The 25,863-nt window shown below is 68.4% G+C and carries 23 protein-coding genes and 1 tRNA gene; 13 read left to right on the top strand and 11 right to left on the bottom strand.

The features are described from left to right. Positions 1-56: 56 nt before the first annotated feature. From A3CQ_RS0133060 to A3CQ_RS0133045, 4 genes are all read left to right on the top strand, one after another. Positions 57-1,832 (top strand): ABC transporter substrate-binding protein, encoded by a 1,776-nt coding sequence (locus A3CQ_RS0133060; RefSeq protein WP_040433463.1) that lies wholly within the window; start codon positions 57-59, stop codon positions 1,830-1,832. Positions 1,833-1,951: 119 nt separating this feature from the next. Then, positions 1,952-2,950 (top strand): ABC transporter permease, encoded by a 999-nt coding sequence (locus tag A3CQ_RS0133055; protein WP_020515235.1) that lies wholly within the window; start codon positions 1,952-1,954, stop codon positions 2,948-2,950. 10 nt (positions 2,951-2,960) lie between these two features. Then, entirely contained in the window at positions 2,961-4,019 is a 1,059-nt protein-coding gene (locus tag A3CQ_RS0133050) for an ABC transporter ATP-binding protein (RefSeq protein ID WP_020515234.1), read from the top strand. Between the two features lie 16 nt (positions 4,020-4,035). Then, positions 4,036-5,073 (top strand): ABC transporter ATP-binding protein, encoded by a 1,038-nt coding sequence (locus A3CQ_RS0133045; RefSeq protein WP_020515233.1) that lies wholly within the window; start codon positions 4,036-4,038, stop codon positions 5,071-5,073. Positions 5,074-5,119: 46 nt separating this feature from the next. On the opposite strand, the gene A3CQ_RS0133040 is transcribed toward A3CQ_RS0133045, so the two are convergent. The 4 genes from A3CQ_RS0133040 to A3CQ_RS0133025 all read right to left on the bottom strand — a co-directional run bounded on the left by A3CQ_RS0133040 (position 5,120) and on the right by A3CQ_RS0133025 (position 8,844). Then, a complete protein-coding gene (locus A3CQ_RS0133040) occupies positions 5,120-5,479 on the bottom strand; it encodes a hypothetical protein (protein ID WP_370657632.1) in 360 nt (119 codons plus the stop codon). Then, positions 5,371-6,036 carry an HNH endonuclease family protein gene (locus A3CQ_RS0133035; protein WP_020515231.1) on the bottom strand — a complete coding sequence of 222 codons (666 nt, stop codon included), beginning with the start codon at positions 6,034-6,036 and terminating at the stop codon, positions 5,371-5,373. The genes A3CQ_RS0133040 and A3CQ_RS0133035 overlap by 109 nt, the downstream gene beginning before the upstream one ends. A gap of 98 nt (positions 6,037-6,134) precedes the next feature. Next, entirely contained in the window at positions 6,135-7,868 is a 1,734-nt protein-coding gene (leuA, locus tag A3CQ_RS0133030; protein WP_026206476.1) for a 2-isopropylmalate synthase, read from the bottom strand. 184 nt (positions 7,869-8,052) lie between these two features. Then, positions 8,053-8,844, bottom strand: coding sequence for a hypothetical protein (locus A3CQ_RS0133025; protein ID WP_245577423.1), 792 nt, complete (start codon positions 8,842-8,844; stop codon positions 8,053-8,055). 171 nt (positions 8,845-9,015) lie between these two features. Here A3CQ_RS0133025 and A3CQ_RS0133020 point away from each other — a divergent pair, with 171 nt between their 5' ends. Both A3CQ_RS0133020 and A3CQ_RS0133015 read left to right on the top strand, forming a co-directional pair. Beyond that, positions 9,016-10,281: an aspartate kinase gene (locus A3CQ_RS0133020; RefSeq protein ID WP_020515228.1), complete on the top strand. Its 1,266-nt coding sequence runs from the start codon at positions 9,016-9,018 to the stop codon at positions 10,279-10,281. Between the two features lie 7 nt (positions 10,282-10,288). Then, complete coding sequence (locus A3CQ_RS0133015; RefSeq protein ID WP_020515227.1) at positions 10,289-11,341, top strand: aspartate-semialdehyde dehydrogenase; 1,053 nt, start codon at positions 10,289-10,291, stop codon at positions 11,339-11,341. A 3-nt stretch (positions 11,342-11,344) separates the two neighbouring features. Here the strand turns inward: A3CQ_RS0133015 and pyrE are convergent, their stop codons facing one another. Beyond that, a complete protein-coding gene (pyrE, locus tag A3CQ_RS0133010; protein WP_026206475.1) occupies positions 11,345-11,863 on the bottom strand; it encodes an orotate phosphoribosyltransferase in 519 nt (172 codons plus the stop codon). Positions 11,864-11,955: 92 nt separating this feature from the next. Here pyrE and A3CQ_RS0133005 point away from each other — a divergent pair, with 92 nt between their 5' ends. The 3 genes from A3CQ_RS0133005 (at position 11,956) to A3CQ_RS0132995 (ending at position 15,711) form a co-directional block, all read left to right on the top strand. After that, positions 11,956-13,116 carry an FIST signal transduction protein gene (locus tag A3CQ_RS0133005; protein WP_020515225.1) on the top strand — a complete coding sequence of 387 codons (1,161 nt, stop codon included), beginning with the start codon at positions 11,956-11,958 and terminating at the stop codon, positions 13,114-13,116. Positions 13,117-13,120: 4 nt separating this feature from the next. Then, complete coding sequence (locus A3CQ_RS0133000; protein WP_020515224.1) at positions 13,121-15,310, top strand: putative bifunctional diguanylate cyclase/phosphodiesterase; 2,190 nt, start codon at positions 13,121-13,123, stop codon at positions 15,308-15,310. Between the two features lie 104 nt (positions 15,311-15,414). Further along, entirely contained in the window at positions 15,415-15,711 is a 297-nt protein-coding gene (locus A3CQ_RS0132995; RefSeq protein ID WP_026206474.1) for a hypothetical protein, read from the top strand. A 58-nt stretch (positions 15,712-15,769) separates the two neighbouring features. On the opposite strand, the gene A3CQ_RS57925 is transcribed toward A3CQ_RS0132995, so the two are convergent. Both A3CQ_RS57925 and A3CQ_RS0132985 read right to left on the bottom strand, forming a co-directional pair. After that, on the bottom strand, positions 15,770-16,453 hold the full coding sequence (locus A3CQ_RS57925; protein ID WP_020515222.1) for a DUF4190 domain-containing protein: 684 nt from the start codon (positions 16,451-16,453) through the stop codon (positions 15,770-15,772). Positions 16,454-16,555: 102 nt separating this feature from the next. Beyond that, the gene (locus tag A3CQ_RS0132985) at positions 16,556-17,239 is read right to left on the bottom strand and encodes a hypothetical protein (RefSeq protein WP_157296655.1); all 684 of its coding nucleotides are present in this window, start codon (positions 17,237-17,239) and stop codon (positions 16,556-16,558) included. Positions 17,240-17,536: 297 nt separating this feature from the next. Between A3CQ_RS0132985 and A3CQ_RS0132980 the strand changes: the two genes are divergently transcribed. Next, positions 17,537-18,313, top strand: coding sequence for a hypothetical protein (locus tag A3CQ_RS0132980; protein WP_157296653.1), 777 nt, complete (start codon positions 17,537-17,539; stop codon positions 18,311-18,313). 136 nt (positions 18,314-18,449) lie between these two features. On the opposite strand, the gene A3CQ_RS57920 is transcribed toward A3CQ_RS0132980, so the two are convergent. After that, positions 18,450-19,661 (bottom strand): hypothetical protein, encoded by a 1,212-nt coding sequence (locus A3CQ_RS57920; protein WP_020515219.1) that lies wholly within the window; start codon positions 19,659-19,661, stop codon positions 18,450-18,452. Positions 19,662-20,295: 634 nt separating this feature from the next. Beyond that, positions 20,296-20,751 carry a GatB/YqeY domain-containing protein gene (locus tag A3CQ_RS0132970; protein ID WP_020515218.1) on the bottom strand — a complete coding sequence of 152 codons (456 nt, stop codon included), beginning with the start codon at positions 20,749-20,751 and terminating at the stop codon, positions 20,296-20,298. A 25-nt stretch (positions 20,752-20,776) separates the two neighbouring features. Between A3CQ_RS0132970 and A3CQ_RS0132965 the strand changes: the two genes are divergently transcribed. The 3 genes from A3CQ_RS0132965 (at position 20,777) to A3CQ_RS0132955 (ending at position 22,931) form a co-directional block, all read left to right on the top strand. Further along, positions 20,777-21,673 (top strand): metallophosphoesterase, encoded by an 897-nt coding sequence (locus A3CQ_RS0132965; RefSeq protein ID WP_026206473.1) that lies wholly within the window; start codon positions 20,777-20,779, stop codon positions 21,671-21,673. 72 nt (positions 21,674-21,745) lie between these two features. Continuing rightward, positions 21,746-21,822 (top strand) — tRNA-Pro (locus A3CQ_RS0132960). Between the two features lie 194 nt (positions 21,823-22,016). After that, positions 22,017-22,931 carry an aminoglycoside phosphotransferase/kinase family protein gene (locus A3CQ_RS0132955; protein ID WP_020515216.1) on the top strand — a complete coding sequence of 305 codons (915 nt, stop codon included), beginning with the start codon at positions 22,017-22,019 and terminating at the stop codon, positions 22,929-22,931. Positions 22,932-22,962: 31 nt separating this feature from the next. On the opposite strand, the gene A3CQ_RS0132950 is transcribed toward A3CQ_RS0132955, so the two are convergent. Continuing rightward, on the bottom strand, positions 22,963-23,340 hold the full coding sequence (locus A3CQ_RS0132950; RefSeq protein ID WP_342663714.1) for an NUDIX hydrolase: 378 nt from the start codon (positions 23,338-23,340) through the stop codon (positions 22,963-22,965). 19 nt (positions 23,341-23,359) lie between these two features. Then, positions 23,360-25,777, bottom strand: coding sequence for a transglycosylase domain-containing protein (locus A3CQ_RS0132945; RefSeq protein WP_040433460.1), 2,418 nt, complete (start codon positions 25,775-25,777; stop codon positions 23,360-23,362). Positions 25,778-25,863: the final 86 nt, after the last annotated feature.

The following is a 25,863-nucleotide window of genomic DNA, read 5'->3' as shown; positions in this document are numbered from 1 at the left end:
GCATGAATCTCGGCGACACCCCGCAAAGGTCGCCGTTCTAGGAGGTAGGAGTTTTGGTGGCAGGAAAGACGAAAGTGATGGTGGCCTCCGCGGCCGCTCTCACATTGGGGCTGACCGCCGCATGCGGTGGCGGCTCGGATGACAACAAGGGTGACAACAACAGTTCGACCAACGGGGCTTCCTTCAACGCCGCCGCGACCCAGGTGGTCAACGCGAGCGACAAGAAGGGCGGCACGCTCAACCTGTGGAGCCCACAGGACGCCGACTCGTTCGACCCGGCGATCTCGTACTACGCCTGGACGATCGACATGAACCGGCTCTACAGCCGGACCCTGATGACCTACACGCCGAAGCCCGGCAAGGACGGTCTGATCCTGTCGCCCGACCTGGCCCAGGCGGCGCCGGAGGTCAGCGCTGATGGCAAGACGTACACCTTCAAGCTGAAGAGCGGCATCAAGTTCGACGATGGCTCGCCGATCACCTCGAAGGACATCAAGTACGGCATCGAGCGCATCTTCGCGCAGGACGTTCTGCCCAACGGCCCGCTGTACCTGATGCAGGAGCTGGACGGCGGCCAGAAGTACCCCGGCCCGTACAAGGACAAGGACCCGAACAAGCTGGGTCTGAAGACCGTCGAGACGCCTGACGACTCGACGATCGTCTTCCACCTGCAGGCGGCGAACGCGAACTTCCCGTACGAGCTGGCGCTCCCGGGTGGTTCCCCGATTCCGCAGAAGCGGGACACGGGCGACAAGTACGCGCTCAAGCCGGCCTCTTCGGGCCCGTACATGTTCGAGAGCGTGCAGCCCGGCAAGGGCGCGACCCTGGTCAAGAACCCCAACTGGGACCCGGCGACCGACCCGAACCGCAAGCAGCTCCCGGACAAGATCGTTCTCACGATCACGACCAACGCCGACGACATGGACGCCCGTCTGATCGCCGGCACGGCCGACCTGGACGCGAGCCAGAGTGGTGTGCAGACCCAGGCCCGCACCCAGATCCTGACGAACGACAAGCTCAAGCAGACCGCGTACAACCCGAACAACGGCTTCATCCGGTACGCGGCCCTCGCGACCACGGTCGCCCCGCTTGACAACGCCGAGTGCCGCAAGGCGGTCATCTACGCGTCCGACCCGACGACGCTGCAGACCGCTCGCGGTGGCCCGATCGCCGGTGGCGACATCGCCACCAACATGCTGCCGCCGAACATCCTCGGCTCGGACCCGAAGTACGACCCGTACGGTCGCGCCCAGGGCAAGCCGCAGATCGACAAGGCCAAGGCCGCTCTGCAGGCCTGTGGCAAGCCGACCGGCTTCAGCACCAAGATCGCGGTCCGGAACAACAAGCCGGCCGAGGTCGCCACGGCGACCGCCCTCCAGGCGGCGCTGAAGGCCGTCGGCATCAACGCCGACATCTTCCAGTACGACGGTAAGGACGTCGGCACGGTTGTCGGCTCGCCGTCGGTGGTCAAGGCCAAGGGTCTCGGCATCATGATCTCCGGCTGGGGTGCTGACTTCCCGACCGGTTACGGCTACCTGGCGCCGATCGCGATGGGCAAGTTCATCGCTCCGTCCGGCAACTACAACCTGCCCGAGATCAACGACCCCGCGATCAACGACCTGTTCACCAAGGGTCTGTCCGAGAAGGACGCGAACGCGGCGGCCGATGACTACAAGCAGGCCAACGAGAAGGTCATGGAGGGCGACTACTTCGTGCCCTTCGTCTTCGACAAGGCGCTCAACTACTACAACCCGCGGCTGACGAACGTGTACTTCCACCAGGGCCTGGCCATGGTGGACTTCGCGTCGCTCGGCGTCAGCGACGGCAAGTAACAAGTACCCGGTCGCTGTAGCAACCACGGGTAGAACGAAGGGCAGGTGAAGGCCGCCCCCTCCGGGCGGGGGCCGAGTTCGCAAGAACTCGGCGCCCGCCCGGTCCTCGGCCGAGAGTCGTGCTGGCTTATCTCATTCGGCGGCTGATCAATGCCGTCCTGACGCTGATCGTGGTCACCTTCGTGACCTTCTGCGTCTTCTTCCTGGTGCCCAAGGCGACCGGAAGTGACCCCGCGCTGCTGTACGTCGGCAAGCAGGCCGACCCGGCGGCGATCGCGGGCATCCGGGAGAAGTTCGGGTTCAACGACCCGGTCATCGTGCAGTACGGCAAATTCCTCAAGGGCCTGGTGTTCGGCCGCGACTACGTCAGCGGCGCGGACATCACGCACTGCTCGGCGCCCTGCCTCGGCTACTCCTTCAAGACCAGCCAGGAGGTGTGGCCGCTGCTGATCGACGCCCTCCCGGTCACCGTCTCGCTGGCCATCGGCGCCGCCGTGCTGTGGGTGCTGATGGGCGTCTCCTTCGGCGTCATCTCCGCACTTCGGCGCGGCACGATCTGGGACAGATCGGTGATGACGGTGGCGCTGGCCGGCGTCTCGCTCCCGATCTACTTCACCGGTCTGCTGTCGCTGAGCATCTTCGTGTACTGGCTGGGCTTCCCCAACCCCAGCTTCACACCGTTCTTCGACAATCCATGGCATTGGTTCACCGGCCTGATCCTGCCCTGGATCACGCTCGCGTTCCTGTTCGCGGCGACCTATGCCCGGCTCACCCGGGCCAACATGCTCGAGACACTGGGCGAGGACTACATCCGTACGGCCCGAGCCAAGGGCCTGCGCGAACGGGCCGTCATCGGCAAGCACGGTCTGCGCTCCGGCCTGACCCCCCTGGTCACCGTCTTCGGTCTGGACCTCGGCGCGCTGCTCGGCGGCGCCGTTCTCACCGAGGCCGTCTACAACCTGCGCGGCCTCGGCTATTACGCACTCAACGGCATCCGCCAGAGCGACCTGCCGGTCATCCTCGGCGTGACGCTGTTCGCCGCGACCTTCATCGTCATCGCCAACCTGATCGTCGACCTGCTCTACGGCGTCATCGACCCGCGTGTGCGGTTGGGCTGAGGAGGCCACGTTGTCCATCGGCGCCCCCACCCCGCGACCGTTCCTCGAGGTCAAGGACCTCACCGTCCGGTTCGAGACCGACGACGGCATCGTCCAGGCCGTGACCGGCTCGACCTTCTCGCTGGAGAAGGGCAAGACGCTCGGCATCGTCGGCGAGTCCGGCTCCGGCAAGAGCGTCACCTCGCTGGCGCTGCTCGGCCTGCACCGCACTCGCAGCAACGCCAAGGTCGCCGGCGAGATCTGGTTCGACGACGATGAACTGGTCACCGCCACCGACGAGAAGGTGCGGCTCCTGCGCGGCGGCAAGATGTCCATGATCTTCCAGGACCCGCTGAGCGCGATGCACCCGTACTTCACGGTCGGGTCGCAGATCGTCGAGGCGTACCGGGTGCACCACCCCGGGGTGACCAAGAAGGTCGCCCGCGAGCGGGCCATCGACATGCTCGCCCGGGTCGGCATCCCGCAGCCGGATCGCCGGTTCCACGACTACGCTCACCAGTTCTCGGGCGGCATGCGGCAGCGCGCCATGATCGCGATGGCGCTGGTCAACGACCCGGCGCTGCTGATCGCGGACGAGCCGACCACCGCGCTGGACGTCACCGTGCAGGCGCAGATCCTCGACCTGATCCGCGACCTCCAGGAGGAGTTCGGCTCGGCGGTCATCATGATCACCCACGACCTGGGCGTGGTGGCCGAGCTCGCCGACGACGTCCTGGTCATGTACGGCGGGAAGGTCGTCGAGAAGGGTTCGGCGCTCGACGTCTTCCGGACGCCGCAGCATCCGTACACCTGGGGTCTGCTCGGCTCGATGCCGCGCCTGGACCGCGACGTGCGCGAGCGGCTCATCCCGGTCAAGGGCTCCCCGCCCAGCCTGATCAATCTGCCCGACGGCTGTGCCTTCAACCCGCGCTGCCCGTACGCGGGCCGCAACGGCAACCGGTCCTTCACCGACGTGCCGGTTCTCCGCGAGGCGGGAGTCGGCACCGGCGCCGGGCACTTGGTCGCTTGCCACCTGCCCGCGGAAGATCGCAAGACGATCTTCCAGCAGGATGTGCTACCGAACCTCTGAGCGGAGTTGATGAAACATGAGTGAGAACCTGCTCGAGGTGATGGGGCTGGAGAAGCACTTCCCGATCACGAAGGGCCTGTTCAAGCGCAAGGTCGGCGACGTGCGCGCGGTCGACGGCGTCGACCTGCAGGTGCGGGCCGGCGAGACGCTGGGCCTGGTCGGCGAGTCCGGCTGCGGCAAGTCGACCACCGGCCGGCTGTTCAGCCGGATCCTCGAGCCGACCGGCGGCAAGATCATCTTTGAGGGCCAGGACATCTCGCACAAGTCCACGGCCCAGATGCGACCCCTCCGCCGCGACGTCCAGATGATCTTCCAGGACCCGTACTCGTCGCTGAACCCGCGGCACACGGTCGGCTCGATCATCGCGGCGCCGCTGCAGATCCAGAACATGCCGACCCCGCAGGGCGTCAAGAAGGCCGTGCAGGAGCTGCTGGAGCTGGTCGGGCTCAACCCCGAGCACTACAACCGGTACCCGCACGAGTTCTCCGGCGGTCAGCGCCAGCGCATCGGTATCGCCCGCGCGCTCGCGCTGCGGCCCAAGATGATCATCGCGGACGAGCCGGTGTCGGCGCTGGACGTGTCGATCCAGGCGCAGGTCGTCAACCTGCTCGACGACCTGCAGAGCGAGTTCGACCTGACCTTCGTCTTCATCGCGCACGACCTGTCGGTGGTCCGGCACATCTCGGACCGGGTCGCGGTGATGTACCTCGGCAAGGTGGTGGAGATCGCCGAGCGCAACGACCTCTACAAGAACCCGCGCCACCCGTACACCGTCGCCCTCATGTCTGCGGTCCCGGTGCCTGACCCGGCCCGGCGCGATCGCGCGCAGCGCGAGCGCGTGCTGCTCACCGGCGACGTGCCCAGCCCGATCAACCCGCCGTCCGGATGCCGCTTCCGCACCCGCTGCTGGAAGGCCCAGGACATCTGCGCCACGGAGGAGCCCCCGCTGGTCACGCGCATGCAGGACCCGGCGAGCCACCTCACGGCGTGCCACTTCCCGGTGGTCAACGAGGACATCGTGGCGGGCCGCCGGCCCGCGGCCTCACCCGCGTAAGCGAGAGCGGCGGCGCCGGAACCCGGCGCCGCCGCCACGCGGAAGATCAGCCCTCGGGCCGGTTGAGCAGGCCGACCGCGATCTGATGCACGGCCGCCGAGTCGGCGGGGTCCTTCACCGTGGTCTTGCCGCCGGTGACCGTGTACCACTCATCGGCCTCGAAATACTGCACGCGCACCGTGACGTCGTTGCCCGACGTCTCGGTGCGCAGCGTCAGGTCTCCGGTGATGACGCCGACCTCGTCGGTCATCACCCCGCCCGGTCCGGCGGTGATCTTCGTGCTCGGGGCTGGTTCGCTCATGAGCATTTCTCCAGCATGTCGGCGAGTGCGGACTTCTCGGCGGTGGTGACCGTGAGCTTCCAGTGGGTCTTCACCGCGATCCAGTCTTCTGCATACCCACACCAGCTGCTGGTATCCGTCGGTTTCCAGGTCGACGGGTCCTGGTCGCCCTTCGAGCGGTTGGACGTCGCCGACACCGCGACCAACTGGGGATCGTCCAGGTCGTTCGCGAAGTCACCGCGCTTGTCGGTGGTCCACGACGAGGCGCCCGAGCGCCACGCGTTCGCCAGCGGCACCACGTGGTCGATGTCCACCTGCGTCGGCGAGGTCAGCGTCTTTCCGTCGTAGACGCTCTTCCAGGTGCCGGCCACCACGTTGCAGCCGGAGAGCTTCACCTTCGTGCCGTCGCGCTTGAGCACCGAGTCCCGGACGTCGCAGTTGTCGCCGGTCGTGCGCCAGTGCGGGAACTTCTCCCGGCTGTAGCCCTTCATCGAGCCGGCCTTGGCCACGACCAGCTTGTCGAGTTGGGCGCCGGCGTTGCCCGTGCTCGTCCTGCCGGTAGCGGTGGTGGAGGCGCCGGGGGCCGCGCCGGTGTCGATCGTGACGCCATCGCAGGCGGTGGTCAGGCTGAGTGCAGCGGCGGCGGCGAGGAGGACTGTCCATTGACGAGTACGAGGGGGCACCCGTTCAGCCTAAGTGCGCCCCGTCCGGTCTGCCCGAGTCGGACACCCGTGAGTGGATCATCCCGCGCGCCGCGGTCACGGCGCGCGGGACGTCCCGGTCAGCGTCCGCGGTTGATGGCGCTGGTAACGGCCTTGATCGAGGCGCTGACGATGTTGGCGTCTATTCCGACGCCCCACACCGTGCGGTCCCCGACCTCCAGCTCGACGTAGGCCGCGGCCTGTGCGTCCCCGCCCGCGGTCAGCGCGTGCTCGTTGTAGTCCAGCAGCCGGGCCTGGATGCCCAGCGGCGCGACGGCCTGCAGGAACGCGTCGATCGGGCCGTTGCCCAGGCCGACGAGCGGACGGCGCACGCCGCGGTGGAAGACCTCGACGTCGATCTCGACCTTGCCGTCCACGGTGGCCGTGCTGTAGCCCTCGATCTTGAAGGCGGTGGAGAGTTGGTGCTCGATCAGGTACTCCGCCGCGAAGATGTCCCACATCTGCTGCGGGGAGACCTCGCCGCCCTCCTCGTCGGTGTGGTGCTGCACCACGCCGGAGAACTCGATCTGCAGCCGTCGCGGCAGGTCGAGGTTGTGCTCCTCCTTCATGATGTACGCCACGCCGCCCTTGCCGGACTGCGAGTTGACCCGGATGACCGCCTCGTAGCTGCGGCCCACGTCCTTGGGGTCGATCGGCAGGTAGGGCACGCCCCAGACGAACTCGTCGACCGGTACGCCCGCCTCGTCGGCGTCGGACTTCAGCCAGGCGAAGCCCTTGTTGATCGCGTCCTGGTGCGAGCCGGAGAACGAGGTGTAGACCAGGTCGCCCACGTACGGGTGGCGCTCGTGCACCGGCAGCTGGTTGCAGTACTCGACGGTGCGCTTGATCTCGTCGATCTGCGTGAAGTTGATCATCGGGTCGATGCCCTGCGAGAACATGTTCAGGCCCAGGGTCACCAGGTCGACGTTGCCGGTGCGCTCGCCGTTGCCGAACAGGCAGCCCTCGATGCGGTCGGCGCCGGCCAGCAGGCCCAGCTCGGCGGCCGCCACGCCGGTGCCCCGGTCGTTGTGCGGGTGCAGCGACAGCACCACGGAGTCGCGCCGGGGCAGGTGGCGGTGCATCCACTCGATGGAGTCCGCGTACACGTTGGGGGTGGCCATCTCGACCGTGGCCGGCAGGTTGATGATCAGCGGCCGGGCCGGGGTCGGGTCGATCACGTCGATGACCGCCGAGCAGATCTCCAGCGCGTACTCCAGCTCGGTGCCGGTGTACGACTCGGGGGAGTACTCGTAGAAGATCTCGGTGTCGGGCGTGTAGATCTCCGCGTACTTCTGGCAGAACCGGGCGCCGCTCGTGGCGATGTCGGTGATGCCGGCCTTGTCCAGCCCGAAGACCACCCGGCGCTGCAGCACCGAGGTCGAGTTGTAGAAGTGGACGATCGCCCGCTTGGCGCCGCGCAGCGACTCGAAGGTGCGCTCGATCAGGTGCTCGCGGCACTGCGTCAGCACCTGGACGGTGACGTCGTCGGGGATCAGGTCCTGCTCGATGAGCTGCCGGATGAAGTCGAAGTCGGTCTGCGACGCGGCCGGGAAGCCGACCTCGATCTCCTTGTATCCCATCTGGACCAGCAGCATGAACATGCGCCGCTTGCGCTCGGGGGACATCGGGTCGATCAGGGCCTGGTTGCCGTCGCGCAGGTCGACCGCGCACCAGCGCGGGGCGGTCTCGACGTGCCGAGTCGGCCACTGGCGGTCGGGCAGGTCGACCGTGAACTGCTGGCCGTAGGGCTTGTACCGCTGGAAGGGCATCGCGCTTGAACGTTGCGCGGCAAAGGGGTCGTTGTCGGTGGACATGTGGGCTTGCTCCAAACGAAATCGAGGCGAGCAGGCGGCGCGCGTCAACTCCGCGACGAGGTGCCGGCCTGGGATGGGGCCTCGTCGCGGCAACGAAGGAGGAGTGCATGCCACATGTCGGAATCACCCTACGTGATCAACTCGGACGGGACTAACTCTACGCCCGGATCGTGGGATGCCGGAGTCAGGCCGGTGACGATGCGCCGGACGACGGGAGAACGTCGGGCACGCTGTCGGTGCCCATCGCCGGGCCGGGCACGACCGTGCCGGGCAGCGCGACGGTGGCCGGGCCGGCGACCTGGCTGACCAGCTTGAGCAGGCCGAAGTCGACACGCGCCGCGGTCAGCACGCCGTCCTGGGCGTAGCAGTAGATGCCCACGTCGACCGGGGCCTTGAGCGAGGCCGAGATCGAGTCGATCGAGAAGCAGGTGCCCTGGGCGCCCTGCAGGGGCTCGACCTCGGTCACGGACAGCGCCGACTGCCGGTCGGTGAAGACCGGCAGCCACTGCCGGAACAGTCGCTCGACCTGCGGGGAGTTGTCCTTGGGAACCTTCTTCCCGGGGTCTGCCACGCGTACGCAAGAAGGGGTTATGGGGTTGGTCGGAGACGAGACCGTGCACTGGAAGACCCCGGCCGCCGTCGAGACGATCGACACGTCCGTGGTGTCGCCGAGCATCGCGTCGCTGACGTCCACCCGCCACGAACCGTCCGCCGCGATCGAGGCGACCACGTTGTGCTGCCGGCCGTTGCCGTCCTCGGTGAGCGTGTAGAGCGCCGCGTACGCCTTGTCCTGGGCCAGCGTGGCCCGGGCGACCAGGTCGTCGCGCGCGTCATTTCCGTCGTCCCCGCCCGCCGGCGGCAGCGAGGCCGTCGACGTCGGATCGGTGGCGGGCGCGCTCCCGTCGCAGCCCGACGCGACCGCCAGCGTCAGCAGCGCGGCGGCCGACGCGGACAAAGCCAGGGAGCGTGGGCGCACCGAGACATTCTCGCCTCCACGGGCCGAACCGGTCGTCGTCAACCGCTGGCGTGTCGCGGCCGGGGGCCGAAATCTGGGATCGCCTCTCGGCCTTTGAGAGGGGCGCGGCTAGTGTGATTGGGATTGTCCTGACCGGCGCCGCCGGTGTTCATGTCGAAGGAATGGTTACTCGTGGCACTGGTGGTGCAGAAATACGGTGGCTCGTCCGTCGCGACCGCCGAGCGCATCAAGCGGGTGGCGGAACGCATCGTGTCCGCCCGCAAGGCCGGCGACGACGTGGTCGTCGTGGTGTCCGCGATGGGCGACACCACCGACGAGCTGCTCGACCTGGCCAACCAGGTCAGCCCGCTGCCGCCGGGACGCGAGCTCGACATGCTGCTGACCGCCGGCGAGCGCATCTCGATGGCGCTGCTCGCCATGGCGATCCACAACCTCGGGTACGAGGCCCGGTCGTACACGGGCTCCCAGGCCGGCGTGCTCACCACCTCGGTGCACGGCAGGGCCCGGATCATCGACGTCACCCCCGGCCGCCTGCGCTCGGCGCTCGACGAGGGCGCGATCGCGATCGTGGCCGGCTTCCAGGGCGTCTCGCAGGACACCAAGGACATCACCACGCTCGGCCGCGGCGGCTCGGACACGACCGCGGTGGCGCTGGCCGCCGCGCTGCACGCCGACGTCTGCGAGATCTACACGGACGTGGACGGCGTCTTCACCGCCGACCCGCGGATCGTGCCGGACGCCAAGCACATCAAGAAGATCACGTACGAGGAGATGCTCGAGCTCGCCGCGGGCGGGGCGAAGGTGCTGATGTTGCGATGCGTGGAGTACGCGCGGCGCTTCAAGGTGCCCATCCACGTACGCTCTTCGTACTCGAACAAAGAAGGCACGCTCGTCACCGGATCTATGGAGGACCCTGACGTGGAGTCTGCGCTGATCACCGGGGTTGCCCACGACCGCAGCGAGGCGAAGATCACGATCGTCGGCGTGCCCGACGAGCCCGGCGCCGCCGGTCGCATCTTCAACACGGTGGCTCAGGCCGAGATCAACATCGACATGATCGTGCAGAACGTGTCGACCGAGGGCACCGGCCGCACCGACATCTCCTTCACCCTGCCGAAGGCGGACGGCCCGACCGCGATGTCCGCGCTCGACCGGATCAAGGAGCAGATCAAGTTCAAGAGCCTGCTCTTCGACGACCACGTCGGCAAGGTCTCGCTGATCGGCGCCGGCATGCGGTCGCACCCCGGTGTGGCCGCGTCGTTCTTCGCCTGCATCGGCGAGGCCGGCGTGAACATCGAGATGATCTCCACCTCGGAGATCCGGGTCTCCGTCGTCTGCCGCGACAGCGACCTCGACACCGCCGTCCGCGCCGTGCACGACCAGTTCGAGCTCGGCGGCGGCGAGCAGGCGGTGGTCTACGCGGGCACCGGCCGGTAGCGATCCGATGGCGCAGCCCACGCTCGCCGTCGTCGGGGCCACCGGCTCCGTCGGCACGGTCATGCTCGAGCTGCTGACCTCCCGGCGCAACGTCTGGGGGGAGATCCGGCTGCTCGCCTCCGCGCGCTCGGCCGGCAAGCAGCTGACCTGCCGCGGCGAGCAGCTGGTCGTGCGGGAACTGACGCCCGAGGCCTTCGACGGCGTCGACGTGGCCCTCTTCGACCTGCCCGACGAGGTGTCGCTCGAGTGGGCGACGGTCGCCACGTCGCGCGGTGTCACGGTGGTGGACAACTCGGCCGCGTTCCGCATGGAACCGGACGTGCCGCTGGTGGTGCCCGAGGTCAACAAGGACGCGCTGGCCGACCGCCCGCGCGGCATCGTCGCCAACGCCAACTGCACGGTGATGGCGATGATCATGGCGATTGCGCCGCTGCACCGCGAGTACGGCCTGCGCGAACTGGTCCTCGCCTCCTACCAGGCCGCCTCGGGCGCCGGTCAGATCGGCGTCGACACCCTGCACGACCAGCTCACCAAGGTGGCCGGCGACCGGCTGCTCGGCTCCCGCCCGGGCAACGTGCGCCAGGCCGTCGGCGACGACCTCGGTCCGTTCACGGCGCCGCTCGCGCTGAACGTGGTGCCGTGGTCGGGCGTGATCGCCCCGCTCGGCTGGTCGTCCGAGGAGCTCAAGCTGCGCAACGAGTCCCGCAAGATCCTGGGGATTCCGGCGCTCAAGGTCTCGGCCACCTGCGTCCGCGTGCCGGTGGTGACCGGCCACTCGATCGCCGTGCACGCGGTCTTCGGCTCCGAGGTCGACGCCGACGGCGCCCGCCAGGTGCTGCGGAACGCGCCCGGCGTGATCCTGGTCGACGACCCCGAGGCCGGCGAGTTCCCGATGCCGATCGACGCGGTCGGCACCGACCCGTCCTGGGTCGGCCGCATCCGGCGGGCCATGGACGACCCGCGGGCCCTCGACCTGTTCATCACGGGTGACAACATGCGCAAGGGCGCCGCGCTGAACACGGTGCAGATAGCCGAGTTGCTGGCCGCCGAGATCAAATAACCTCTAGGACAGATCCTCCCGGGTCAGCAGCGCCCGCAGCGTGATGCCCTCGGCGGCCAGCGCGGCCGTGCCGCCCTCCTGACGGTCGATCACGCAGAGCGCGTGGTCCACGTGCGCGCCGAGCTTGCGCAGCTCGCCGGTGGAGATCACCACCTGGCCGCCCGACGTGACCACGTCCTCGACCACCAGCACCCGCCGGCCGGCCACCTCGGCGCCCTCGGCCAGCCGGGCCGTGCCGTACTGCTTGGCCTGCTTGCGCACGAACGCGGTGGGCAGCTTCGCGTGCCGGGCGAGCGCGGTCACCACCGCGATCCCGCCCATCTCGAGCCCCGCCAGCACCTCGGTGCCCTCCGGGATCAGCACCGCCATCCGCTCGGCCAGCTGGTCGAGCAGCGCAGGGTCGGCCTCGAACTGGTACTTGTCGAAATACTCGTCGGCGATCCGGCCCGAACGCAGGACGAACTCGCCGGTCAGGCGGCTCACGTCGCGGACGCGCCGCGCGAGGTCTTCAGAGGCAGTCACAAGGTCCTAGCCTGTCAGGCCCGCCGAAGACCTCGGACAGCACCCCGGATGCAACCACTCAGCAACCGACAAAACGCGCCGATCAGGGGATTATGCAGATCAACCCGCACCGTTGGTTCGGCGCCGGGCAGAGCAGCGCGGCCGACGCGGCCAAGGCCGGGGCCGAGGCGGCGGCCGAGGCGATCGGTGGGCGCGACCCGAAGGCCGTCTTCGTCTTCTGCTCGGTCGCCTACGACCTGCCCGCCCTGGTGGCCGCGGTGCGCGACGAGGCCGGCCCGGACGCGGCGATCGTGGGCAGCACGACCATGGGCGAGCTGGGCAACGCGGGAATGACCGTGGGCGGGGTGGCGGTGGCCGCGCTCGGCGGCGACGGGTTCACGGTGCACACCCGGGTCGCCCCGATCGACCAGCACGACCCGCGGGCGGCCGGCGCTGACGCGGCCGAGGCGCTCCGCGGCCTGCACGACCCGAACCGGGTGCTGATCCTGTTCTGCGACGGGATGGCCGGCCGGCCGCACGAGATTGTCCGCGGCGCGTACTCGACCGCGGGCGCGGCCTGGCCGCTGGTGGGCGGCTTCGGCGCCGACGACCGGCACTTCGAGAAGACCTACCAGATTCACGGCGACGCCGTCGTCAGCGAGTCGGTGGTGGCGCTCGCCCTCGGCTCGGACGGCCCGATCGGCATCGGGATGGCCCACGGCTGGCGGCGCACCGAGCCCCCGATGATCGTCACCAAGAGCCACGGCGCGCACATCTACCGGCTCGACGACCAGCCCGCGCTCGACGTGCTGCTGCGCCGCAACAACTTCGACGGGACCGCCGACGAGTTCTTCGACCGGGGACGGGCGCTGCAGCCGCTCGGGCTGTCCCGGCGCAACGGCGAGGACATCCGGGTGATCCACGCCGGGGACGACGAGGAACGCTCGGTCTGGGGCACCGCGGACGTGCCGCAGGGCGCGCTGGTCTGGCTCATGGAGGCCGACCGGCAGGCGCTCATCGACGGGGCAACCTGGTCGTGCACCGAGGCGATCGCCCGGCTCGACGGGCTGGCCCCGCTCGGCGTGCTCGCCTTCGACTGCGGCGGGCGGCGGGCGGGCCTGGTCGAGGGCGGCATGGAGGAGGAGATCGACGCCATGCGTACTGCGCTGGGCGACGCGCCGTTCGTCGGCTTCTACACCACCGGGGAGATCGCCCGGGTCCGCGGCGCGAGCGGCCTGCACCACCTCACCCTGGTCACCCTCGCTCTGGCCTGAGCCCATGCTGACCTGGTCGACTCACCTGCTGACCGAGTACTTCACCGCGGTCAACGCCGCCGATGACGAGCGGACCGCGATCGCCAGCGCGGTCGAGCGGGCGACCGAGATGGTCGAGGCCGAGGTGGGCGCCGTGGTGCGGGAGGGCAGGGTTGCCGAGGCGTACGGATTCGGGGGAATGATCCCGGAAGCGGGACTGCTCGCCGTGGCCGCCGGCGAATCGTTGCTGGAGGTCGCCGACCTCGGTGAGCTGTACGCGGTCGCGAGCCCGCTCGGCGGCGAGAACGCCGACGCGCTGATCGTGTGCCGGGCCGACGAGTCGTTCGGACCCGAGGAACGCCAGATGCTGCAGGGCATGGCGCAGGTGCTGGGCCTGGCGCTGCGCAGCATCCGGGTGCTTGCCGCCGAGCGGCACCTGCGCGCCGAGAAGGAGCGGCAGGCGACCACCGCGCAGACCCGGCAGCGGCTGGTCGAGTCGCTGCTCACCATTCAGCGGGCGATCTCCGGGCGGCGGCCGCTGCCGGAGATCCTGGACGCGGTGACGAGCGGCGCGGCCGAGCTGCTCGACGGCGCGACGGTGGCGCTGCTGCTGGCCGAGGGCGGCCCGGACCGGCGGCTGAGCGTGGCCTCCACCTGCGGCGGAACCGACGGCGGGCCGCTGCACGAGTCGGCGGCGCGGGCCGCGATGTCCGGCGGCGCGGTGCTGATCCGGCCCGACGGGACCGGCACGATGATCGCCGCGCCGGTGCGGGTGACCGGCGAGATGGCCGGCAGCCTCGTCGCCCACCTGCCCGGCGGCGCCGAGCAGTACACCGAGCAGCGCGATCAGCTGGCCGCGTTCGCCCAGCAGGTGAGTCTCGCGCTGACCGACGCCCGCACCGTCGAGGCGGTCCGCGAGGCGCACCACGACCCGATCACCGGCCTGCCCAACCGGGCGCTGTTCCTCAAGATCCTGAACCGGGTGCTCGCCTCCCGCGGCACCGCCACCGACCCGACCAGCGTGTTGTTCATCGACCTCGACCGGTTCAAGGCGGTCAACGACTCGCTCGGCCACGAGGCCGGTGATCAGCTGCTCGCCCTGGTGGCCCGGCGGCTGCGGAGTTGCGTACGCGCCAGCGACACCACCGCCCGGCTCGGCGGTGACGAGTTCGCGGCGCTGCTGCACGACTCGCCGATCGGCGCCGCCACGATCGTCGGCGAGCGGATCGTCGCCTCGATCAAGGAGCCGTTCCGGGTCGCGGGCCGGGAGATCTTCATCGGCGCGAGCGTCGGCGTCGCCACCTCGCGCGAGGTGGTCGAACGCTCCGAGACGCTGCTGCACAACGCGGACGTGGCGATGTACCGGGCGAAGAAGGAGGGCCCGGGGCGGGTGCTGGTCTACGAGACGTACATGCATACCGAGGCGCTCGACCACCTGAACCTGCGCGGCGACCTGCAGCGGGCGCTGCGCGAGGGCGAGTTCCGGCTGCAGTACCAGCCGCTGATCAGGCTGGCCGATGGGGTGGCGACCGGGGTCGAGGCGCTGATCCGCTGGCACAGCCCGACCCGCGGGTTCGTCTCGCCGGTCGACTTCATCCCGATCGCCGAGGAGTTCGGGCTGATCGTCGACATCGGGCAGTGGGCGCTGGAGACGAGCGCGGTGCAGGTCGCCCGCTGGCGGCGCGACTTCCCCGACCTGGGGCTCAACGTCAACGTTTCCGGGCACCAGCTGGTGCATCCGCGGTTTGCCGACAACGTGATGCGGGCGCTGGCGATCGCCGGGCTGCCGTCGAGCGCGGTGACTCTCGAGCTCACCGAGTCGGTGCTGATGAGCGAGCCCGACCTGGGCAAGGCGGCGCTGCACGTGCTGCGCGGACTCGGCGTGCAACTGTCCATCGACGACTTCGGGACGGGGTATTCGTCGCTGGCCTACCTGCGCGAGCTGCCGGTCGACGAGCTGAAGATCGATCGTGCCTTCATCGCCCGGGCCGAGCTGACCGGGGAGGATCTCGCGCTGGTGCGCACGATCGTCGAGCTCGCGCAGATCCTGGGGTTGCGCACGGTGGCCGAGGGCATCGAGAACGCGGCGCAGCTGTCGGCGCTGCGGCGGCTGGGTTGCGGCTACGGCCAGGGCTACCACCTGTGCCGCCCGACGGACCCCGACGAGCTGCCGTCCCGGCTCGCCCGCGCACTGGTCGAAGACCCGGTCGGGTAGCCCAGTCACCCGTCCGCGTACTTGATCTCCGCGCTACAACATGGGAGATCCTTTTGGGGTACTTTTCGCCTAATTGGTGCTATTTACTCGGAAGGAACATTTCCGTGACACCCTTCGCATTGTTCTTCCTCCTCGCACTCGCCGGCTCCTCCTGCTTCGCCCTGGGCCGCGCCCTCGGCCGGGGCGAACGCTACGAGAAGGGCTACCGGGAGGGCTTCCGCGACGGCGAGACCGGCTCCCTGGCCCGCGCGGCCCGTCTCATCCAGCTCGACGCCCGGCCCGCCATCGCGCCCGCCGTCGAGTCGATGCTCGGTCCGTACTCCGTTCCCCAACAGCTACCCAGCCGCAGCGTCGGACCGGCCGTAGCCGCCGTCCCCGTCCGTCCTCAGCTGGCCATTTAAAGATCAAAATCATGACCCGGGCGTACGGCGGGAAGCCGCGCGCCCGGGTCTCGTCGTCTCAGCCCCGCAGCGCCGCCCCGAGGTAGAACGCGAGCAAAAGGCCGATCGCCGTGGCGACGATGGCAACGATCATGGCGAACTTGCCAAGCCGCTCACCCCGCCTGAAGGCAAGAACCCCGCACACGATCCCGCCCACGCCGAAGACGATCGGCAGCACCATGACCCCGATGATCGACAGCACGAACGAGACGATGCTGAGCCGGATCCCGGCCTGCGACGGCGGTGGCCCAGACGGGAACTGATGCGGCTGGCCCGGCCCGTATTGCTGGCCGTTTTCGTAGGGCTGGGCGTTGTAGGGCTGCCCGTTCCCGTAGGGCTGGCCCGGCGCGGGGTAGGGCTGAATCGGCGGCGGCCCGTAAAGCTGCGGCGGCCCCGCGGGCGGGACCGGCTGGCCGTAGGCCGGCTGCGCATACGGCGGCGGCGCCGGGGCGAGTGGCTGGCCGTATGAGGCTGGAGAACCCTCGGACTGCAGGTAGGGCGAGCTCGCGGGAGCCGGAACCGGCGGCGGCGCATAGGAGGGCGCGGGCGGCGGCGCGTAGGGCTCGGCATGCGGAACCGCCGCGAACTGGTTGGCATCCGACGTCCACGACGGCGATGCGGTCGGCGACGACGTCGGTTGGCCACAGGTGCCGCAGTATCCGGTCGGCGCGGACAGTGCCGCACCGCAGTTGGTGCAGTTCATGGGCTCTCCAGGGGGTTGGTCCCCGGAGCAGATCGGTAGCCATCCGATCAACTTGAGGCGGACCGGCCGGGTGGCCGGTCCGCCTCACTCACGCCGGGCGGGCTAGCGGCGAATCAGTGGCCGCCATCCGTGCGACGTGTGCTCCTCGACGCAGGTTGATCGCACGAAGAACCACTTGGTGTGGCCCGCGCGCTGCTTGGTGAGTCGTGGATCGTTCCGGTGGGTGTCCCGAACCATCACGAACCGGCCGTCGCGGGTGATGTATCGCCATTTCAGGCCCGCGTACGTCTTGACGATCACGCCATACCGGTCGTGTGCTTCCGTCCGGTTCTGCCAGGGCAGAACGTTGCCGTACGCACCGACCCTGGAGCAGCCCGACAGCCGCGTGTTGACCCGAGCGGATGAGCCGTCGGTGCATTTGTTGGTCCCCGGAAGCGCGCCGTACTTCGTTCCCGCGGGGTCCCCGGCCCGGGCCGGCCCGGGAAGGCAGTTCACCCGGCGCGCGTACCGGTCGGGAGTCATCCCGGTGAAGGTCGAGCAGCTGTGCCGGGGCCGCTGGCCGCTCACCGGGCCCAGTTGGCCGGCCGCGGTGACCAGCCAGAGGCAGGCGTTGACGTTGCCGTACACGTAAACGCGGCGGTATCCGTTCCCGGTGACCAGGCCGGCGTCGACCCGGACGCCGTTCAGCGCGTTACCGACAACCAGCTGGCGGTGGTCATCGTTGGCGCGCAGCGTCCAGTCGTGCTTGGCCACCTTCTCGCGGATCACTCCCGCATCGGCCGGCACGGTCGTCAGGGCCAGGAGCCCTGCCCCCGCTACGACAAGTGCGCACAGTTTACGAACAAGGCTCTTTCTGGCATGCGAAATCATCGTCGATTTCCCTTTCGCGGTAAGTGACGGAAAACGGCAAGCCGAATTGTTCTCACGAATTACCGGTTTTGCCGAGGCCGTGATAGGACAGTTCCCCTGCCGAGCGCGTGGGCCCCACGAGGACGCCTCGCCCGGCTTCGGCCGAGGTGTCGCTGACAACAGGTTCGACTGCTCGCGGCCGCGGCGGCAACAAGATCGGAACTTGGAATCGCGATGGATGCCTTCGGCTCGCTGACCTGCGGATTCCATCGCCTGGCGACGAGATGGAACGAGCAGAATCCGATGAATGGAACCGAGCAACCTCGGCCCGAGGAAAGACCCGAGCTCGCGCGTTTAGTGGAATTCCTCAAGAAGATCGGAGAACGGACCGGCGCCGAGAACCAGAAGGGCCAGGCGGCAGCGCTGGGTCTGCGTGCGAATACGTGGAGTGGTCTGATCAACGGGAAGCAGGTACCCGAACGAAAGAACGTGGCAAAGCTGATCGAGAATGCGCTGGCGACGAGACCGGCGCTGCTCGAGGCCGAGGAGTGCAGGGAACTGCAGAATCTGGTCGAGCGGGCACGCCAGGAAAGAGCCGGGAAGCTGCCGGCCGCCGGCGACGATCGGGACACCGAGCCCGTGTGGTCCGGGCCGCGCGAGCTCACCGGCCTCGTCGGCTGGGCGTCGCGATTGCCGAGAACAACACGGTGGGTGGTCGGTCTGGCCCCGGTCGTCGTCGTGGTCGGGGTGGTGCTCGGCGTCGACGCCCTCGATTACGACTCGCCCGGCCCGGTCGGGGCGGCGGTCTGCGATCGCTATGGGGTGACCGCCGAGACGCTTTCGATCCGCCGTTCGGACGGTACGCAGACCGGCAGCTACTTCACGAAGGACGAGGAAGTGGTCGTGCAGCAGCGGAATGGCGGCACCGCGAACAAGTACTGGTACGTCACGGCGGATGGCCGTGCGGGTTGGGTGCTGCCATCGGCGCGCTATTGGCGCCCGCTCTGCTAGGCGCTCCATCTTGCGGTTGTGCGCCCCTCTCCGCGTACGGGAAAAGGGTGAATGAGATGCACGGAGCCGGCGGCGAATCGGGGAAAGCGGCGACGCCGGGCCTTGTGAGGCCCGGCGTCGTCAGGAGTGTTACGTGTTACTTCTCGGGGGCGATTGCCGTCCCGTCGTCGAACTTGTTGTTGGACCACTCGTTGCCGGTGCGGCTGGCGTCGAAGCTGGTGATCGGGCCGTAGGTGCCGCACTTGCCGTCGGAGCCCCGCTGCCACACATTGCCGACGAACTTGATGTACGTGGCATTCGTGGGGTCGTTGGAGAATTGCTTACCGGCGGTCGCGCCGCCGTAGGCGCAGTAACCGGTGCCGACGGGGTTGGCCATGAACAAGTTGTTGGTGATGGTGTTGTGCGTGATCGGGGCGAAATCGGGATAGCCCGTCATATCCGCCGAGCAGCCGATTTCCGAGTCGGTCAATGCCGTCCAGTCGCACTGCATCGTGTTGTGAGTGATCGTGGAGTAGCGCTCGACCCGGATCGCGGAGGCGTGCTGGGTCGCGAGCAGGGCGGAGCCGTGGATCCACGAGTCCTGGACGGTGCAGTTCAGGCGGCAGTAGATGCCTCGGTTGCCGCCCTTGATCTCGGTGCGGAGCACGGTGAAGTTGTCCGAGCCGATGCACTGGCAGGCGGCGCGGGCGCCGTTGATGACCTCGGAGTCCTCGACCCGGAAGCTGGCCTTGGTGCCCTCGCCGCTGTTGATCTCGCCGTTGATGCGGGAGCGCTTGATCACGACGTCCTGCGCCTTGATCGCGAGGTCACAGTTGACGATCTTCGCGTCGATGACCGTGCCGTTGGTGCTGATCGTGCAGGGCCCGGTGTACGTGGTCAGTGCGGTGCCGGCGGGAACGCCGGTGTTGCTCGCGTTCGGGAACTCGCCGCTGGGCGCCGGGACGTTCGTGCTGGTCGACGGCTTCGGGCTCGGGGTGCTCTCGGTCGGCTTGACCGTCGGGCTCGAGGTGCTCGGGCTCGGCGCCGGCGCGTTGCCGCCCGCGGCCGTGCCCACGGTGAAGGTCTGGCGCACGCCGAGGTTCTTCCAGGCGCCGTCGTTACCCATGTACGCCACGGAGATCGTGTACGTGCCGGGCTTGCTGAACGAGCGCTTGGCCGTGAACTCCTTCTGGCTCGTGCCGATCGTCACGTTCTGCGAGCGCGGGAAGTCCCACATGCCGCCAGCCTGGTCGCGAACCGCGATGACCAGGTAACGGACGGTGGTCTGGCGCTCGGCTACCAGCTTGGCGCCGGCGGTGACGGTCTGGCCGGACTGCGCCTGACTCAGATCGACGCCGAGTGCCTGCACGGTGATCGGGGCGGTGACGCGGTAGTTGATCGGCCGCTCGGTGGCACCATTCGCGACATTGGCCGCTAATGCGCCCGCAACGGCGACGACCGGAATAAGCGTCAGAAACCACTTCCGCCGGGAACGACGGACATGTCGCCGTGGGCTCGCGGATTCCGTCGGGCCCAACGCACCCGAATAGTCGGCTTGGAATTCCGAACTCGGTCCATCGGTGGTGGATACGTCTTGGCGGCGACGTAGGGAGCGCACGTCGATATACCTCTCATGCTCGGTGGGTCGGACTCGGCACGTCACCGCCCCCTGCGGTGATCAAGGTCCAGCTCAGGGCATGTCTGGTCCCGTGCTGCCGAGCACGACGTTCGGTTGCGACCATAGCCAGGTGCCGCCAGCCGATCGGGGCTACTTAAGACTCTCCTAAGGCAGAATTGGGAGGGCTCACAGACTATCCAGGGTATAGGCCGCCAATTCGTGCATGTCTCAAATTGCCCACCCGCCCGGGCGAGTCGCGACATTCTCGTGCGCTTCTCGTAGTTTGCTCGGGCCTTCATCGGGTGCGATAAATATTACGCGCGAATTTGATCTCCGGTTCAATGCTTGAAAACAAAGATCAAATTCTCGACCCGGATGTACGGGCTCAGACGCCCAGCTGGCGGCGGACCTCGGCCGCGACGCGCCCACCCTCGGCCCGGCCCGCCACCGCGGCCTGCGCGGCCTTCATCGCCGGGCCCATCTGCGCCCGGCCGGAGAAGCCGCCGGCCGCGAGCGCACCCGCCACCAGCTCGGCGATCTCCTCGTCGGTCAGCTGCTTGGGCAGGTACTGCTCGATGATCTCGCCCTCGGACCGCTCCCGGGACGCCTGCTCGGTGCGACCCGCGTCGGAGAAGGCCGTGGCCGCCTCGCGCCGCTTCTTCGACTCCTTACCGAGCACCGCCAGCACCTCGTCGTCGCTGAGATCGCGCGCCTCGGTACCGGCCACCTCGGCGTTGCGGACCGCGGCCAGGGCCATCCGCAGGGTCGCGGTGGTCAGCTCGTCGCGCGCCTTCATGGCGGTGTGCAGGTCATCGTTCAGGCGATCCTTCAGCGCTCCCATGGACGGAGAAACTACTCTTGCCGTCATGCGTAAGCGTCCCCTTATTGCCCTGGCCGCCGGTGTGGCGGCGACCGGGGCCGCCACCTTCGCCTACTCCTCGCTGATCGAGCGAAATCTCTTCACCCTGCGCCGCTTCGACGTCCCGGTCCTCGAGCCGGACGCCGAGCCGCTCCGCATCCTGCACATCTCGGACCTGCACATGATGCCCGACCAGCGTCGCAAGCAGGCCTGGGTGGCCGCGCTGGCCGGCACCGACCCCGACCTGGTGGTGGTCACCGGCGACAACATGTCCGACCCCGCGTCGATCCCCGGCGTCCTGCGCGCCCTGGACCCGTTCCTGTCGGTCCCCGGCGCCTTCGTCTTCGGCTCGAACGACTACCGGGGCCCGGTCTGGGCCAACCCGCTGCGCTACGTGCTACCCGGCGAGCGCGAGTACGTGCAGGGCGTAGACCTCCCCGCCGAGGACCTGAGGGCCGCCTTCGTAGACGCCGGCTGGTCCGACCTCAACAACGCCCGCACGATCATCAAGGCCGGCGGCCGCTCGATCGAGCTGGTAGGCGTCGACGACCCCCACGTCGACCAGGACGACTACCCGTCGGTCTCCGGCCCCATCTCCGGCGGCGCCGACCTGCACATCGGCGTAACCCACACGCCCGCCTCCCGAGTGCTGAACGGCATGGCCTCCGACGGCTTCACCCTGCTCCTGGCCGGCCACACCCACGGCGGCCAGGTCCGCGTGCCCGGCTACGGCGCCCTGACCACCAACTGCGACCTCCCACGCTCCCTGGCGAGGGGCCTGCACCGCTGGCCAGGCACGGACGCCTGGCTGCACGTCTCCGCCGGCCTGGGCACCCACCCCACCGCCCCCATCCGCTTCGCCTGCCGCCCCGAGGCCTCGGTACTCACCCTGATCCCACGCTGACCTGCGGTTTTGCGCTCAGGGGTATACCGATTTCGCGTCCGCCTTGGCGTCGGATAGTATTTCCAGGCAGCTCGGGGTGTGGCGCAGCTTGGTAGCGCGCTTCGTTCGGGACGAAGAGGCCGTCGGTTCAAATCCGGCCACCCCGACCAACGAAACACCAGTTCAGGGCCGGTCTTCCGATCAGGGAGACCGGCCCTGACTGCTTCTCCGGGCCATTGGGTGCGCGTTTGGGGCAGAGCGCCGTCTTGGGTGGCTCAGAGCGCCCAGCGGCAGCCAGTCCAGTTCGGCTGCCGGCGAATGGGCGGGTCGAGGGCTGCCTGTGGCACAGTGCTGCGTGTGCCGTTTGGATGAGCTGCCGGAGTGGTTGCCGGGTTGGTGTCTTGAGCATTTGGGTGGCGAGCCCGTCGGTGTGTTGTTTCGGTCGCGGCAGGTCTCGATGGTGTTTGGTTTGCGGTTGGCTGGTGGCCGCGATGTCGTGGTCAAGGCGCGCGTCGATGACGGACGGGCGGTGTCTTGCGTCGCGGCGCAGGCCTGGATGGCCGAGCGTGGGTTTCCATGTGCTCGGCCGCTTACGCCGGTGGTCGGTATCGGTGGGCTGGCTGTGCACGCTGAGGAGTACCGGCCGGGCGGCGAGGTGTTGTGCGGGGACTCGCCGGACATAGCCGTGCGCTGCGCGGAGGTGTTTGCCCGGCTGATGGCCGAGCTTTCCGGCGTGACCGTTGCGTCGCCGCTGCCGAATCCGCCCTGGGTGCGCTGGGACCACACCGATTCTGGGCTGTGGCCGGCTATCGAATTTCTCGACAGCCGCGACCAGAATGTCGTGTCGGAGCACATTGTTGATACGGCTGAGCGGGCCCGGAGGCGGCTGCTGGGCGCTGGCTTGCCGTGCGTGCTCGGCCACGCCGACTTCGAGGCGCAGAACCTGCGGTGGCGGGGTCGTCAGGTGTGGGTGGTGCACGACTGGGACAGCCTGGCGTGGCAGCCGGAGGCGGCGCTGGTCGGGGCGGCTAGTGGGTCGTTCGCCAGTGCGGGGCCACCCACGCTGGCGCCGATCGAAAGCTCCGAGGCGTTCCTGGTGGCCTACCAAGAAATTCGAGGACGCCTGTTCACGGCCGTGGAGCTGGAGGTCGCGTGGGCGGCCAGCTTGTGGATGGCTGCGTACAACGCGCGGGAAATGGCGCTGTGCGGTGACAGCCCGGCGGGCGCGGACGCGCTGCGGGCGCAGTCAGAGGAACGCCTCCGCCGGGCTAATGCGTGACCTCAGCCGACAGACCGCCAGATCGAGGAAGTCAGCTGAGATTGGCGTCCAGGTACTCCTTCACCGGGCCGAACAGTGGGTGCGGGACTTTGTCGACCAGGGCGGCACGGTCGCACCAAGCAACCTCCGCTACCTCCCGTTCAGCGGCAACGCCGGCGGTTCCCTCCATCAGATCACACGCGGTGTAGACCAACTTTCGGCCAGTGCTCGGGTGTATGCGCTCGCCGAGACTGGCCGTCGCTCGTACGGTAAGGCCGGTCTCCTCCCGGACCTCTCGGACGGCAGCCGCCGCGCCCGACTCGCCCGCCTCTACCTTGCCAGCCGGGAACTGCCACGAGAGCGTCCCTTCTGCCACACGCCGCCGGATCAGTAGGACCCGACCATCGACAACGATCACGGCAGCTGCGATCGCTGGTTGTTCTGAGATGTCAGCGTCTGGGTTTTGTTGGTTTTGTGGTGGGGGTGGGGGCGCCGGGGGTTGGAGTCTCGGGCTTTTGGGCGCCCTTGCCGTTGCTCACCTCGATGACGACCACGCCGCCCTTGATGGTGCGGCCGTCGGGGTTGGTGCCGGCGGCGGTGCCTGCGGGGCAGGTGGAGTCGACGGTGTTGCCTACCCAGACTTCGAAGCCGGCGCCTTCGAGGCGGTTCTTGGCGCTGTCGATGGAGTCGCAGGTTACGCCGGGGATGGAGCGCTGGTCGCCGTACGCGATCTTGTCGTTGTCTGGGGTTTTGAACTGGACCTTTGGCTTGCCGGCCATGAAGTCGGCGAGAGTGTTCCACACCGCGGGGTTCACTACCTGGTGGGACATGCGGTCGGAATGGTCCTGGTAGTCGGGGTTTACCAAGTAGCCGGCCACTACCAGGGACGTGGTGCCGGCGATCAGGGCCGCGGTCTTGTCGTGGTCCGTCGTTCCGGTCTTGCCGAAGACGGGGTGCTTGACCACGCCGCGCGTCTGGCCGGCGGTGGTGCCGTGGCACTGGCCCAGCTGGGACGAGTCGCCCACGGGGCAGCGGGCCGCGTCCAGAGCGGCTCGGGCTACGTCCTTGCTCGTGGCGCGGATGCAGTGGGACTTGCCGATGTCCAGCTTTTCGTTGTTCTGCGTGACGATCTGCTCGATCGGGGTCGGCTCGCAGTACATGCCGTCGCCGGCCAGTGTGGCGTACGCGTTGGCCATGTCGAGCGGGGTGGAGGCGGAGACGCCCAGCGTGAAGGCGCCCCACTGGTTGGCGCGGTCGGGCTGGGACAGGTCGTTGTCCTGCTTCACGCGGAACTGGACGCCGAAGCGCTTGGCCACGGCGACCACGTTCTCGGCGCCGACTCGCTCCTCCAACGGTACGAAGTACGTGTTGACCGAGTTACCGAAGCCGGTCCACATGTTGTAGACGCCGGCCTCGCCCTCGCCCGCGTTGCCGGGGCACCAGAAGTGGGTGCCGGCGCAGGCCGAAGGGCTGCTCGGATCGATGATGTACCCCGATTTGTACTGCTTCGGGGCGTTGATCGTGTAGCCGAGCGGATAGCCCTTCTCCAGGGCCGCGACCATGGTGAACATCTTGAAGACCGAGCCGGCCTGGTACCCGGTGATGTCGCCGCCGCCGGAGAGCAGCGGGTTCGTCGTGTTCGGGTAGCTGCCGCGGACGCCCTTCTTCGCCTTCCTCGGGTCGGAGGAGATCGAGTTCTGCGGGTGCGCCGGGTCGTCCAGCTTGTACTTGCGGTTGGCCGCGAGCACACGCACCTTGCCGTCGCCGGGCTCGACTGCAGCCACCAGCAGGGCGTTCTTGTTCGAGTCCTTGATCTCGTCGGCGATGTTCGCCCGGGCCGCGGTCTGCGCCTTCACGTCCAGGGTGGTCGTGATGCGGTAACCGCCGCTCTTCAGGCGACGCTCACGGTCGTACGGGGTCGCGCCGAACTCTTCCCGGCCCATCCACCAGCGGTAGAAATAGTCGCAGAAGAAGCCCCACGCGTTCTTGGCGACCGAGACGCAGCCGTTGCCGACCGGCTTGACCTGCCTCGGGATCGGCTCCTTGATCGCCTTGTCGGCCTCGGCCTGGGTGATCATGCCCATCTCGACCATGCCGGGGATCACGTAGTTGTTCCGGCGCTCGAGGATCTGCTGGTAGCCGTCCTTCGAGGTGGGGTTGAAGCTGGTCGGGGCCTTGACCATGCCGGCGAGCATCGCGGCCTGGCCGATCGTGAGGTCCTTCGGCTTCTTGTTGAAGTAGACCTGGCTCGCGGCGAAGACGCCGTACGCCTGGTTGCCGAACGGCGCGATGTTCAGGTACCGCTCCAGGATCTGCTCCTTGGAGAGCTCCTTCTCCACCTGCAGCGCGTACTTCATTTCGGTGATCTTGCGTTTCGGCGTGTCCTTGGTGGCGTCGACGACCTCCTGCGGGTTGGTCGCCGAATAGGCCAGGCCCATGCGGACCCACTGCATGGTGATCGTCGAGGCGCCCTGCTTGGTCTTGCCGTTGTTGTTGTTGACGAACGCCCGGGCCACGCCCTTCAGGTCTACGCCGTTGTGGTGGTAGAACTCGCGGTCCTCGGCCGCCACGATCGCGTCGCCCATGTACTTCGAGATTTCCTTGAGCGGGACGTCGCTGCGGAACTCGTCGTAGAACTGGGAGATCTGCGTCTTGTTGTCCGACGCGTAGATCCGGGTGATCTGCGGGGAGGTGAAGTCTTTGAGCTCGCTGGGCAGACTCGCGAACGTCTCGCCGCCGGCCTTGGCGGCCAGGCCCGACATGGCGGCGGCCGGAAAAGCCGCGGCCGCGACGACGACGCCGGCGAGTAAACCGCAGACCAGCAACGAGGTCGCGTTGGCGAAGATGTTGTGATCGCGTCTGCGCATCCAGGAGGTCACCTGAGCAGGGTACGCGAATGCCGCACGTGACCGCCCATCGAGAAGGCCACGCTTCGCCCAGATTGATTGTGCAT

Origin of the sequence: Paractinoplanes globisporus DSM 43857 (assembly GCF_000379645.1) — a bacterium.
Classification (GTDB): Bacteria; Actinomycetota; Actinomycetes; order Mycobacteriales; family Micromonosporaceae; genus Actinoplanes; species Actinoplanes globisporus.
The sequence above is the reverse complement of the archived record's forward strand: the minus strand, read 5'-3'. Positions and strand labels throughout refer to the sequence as shown.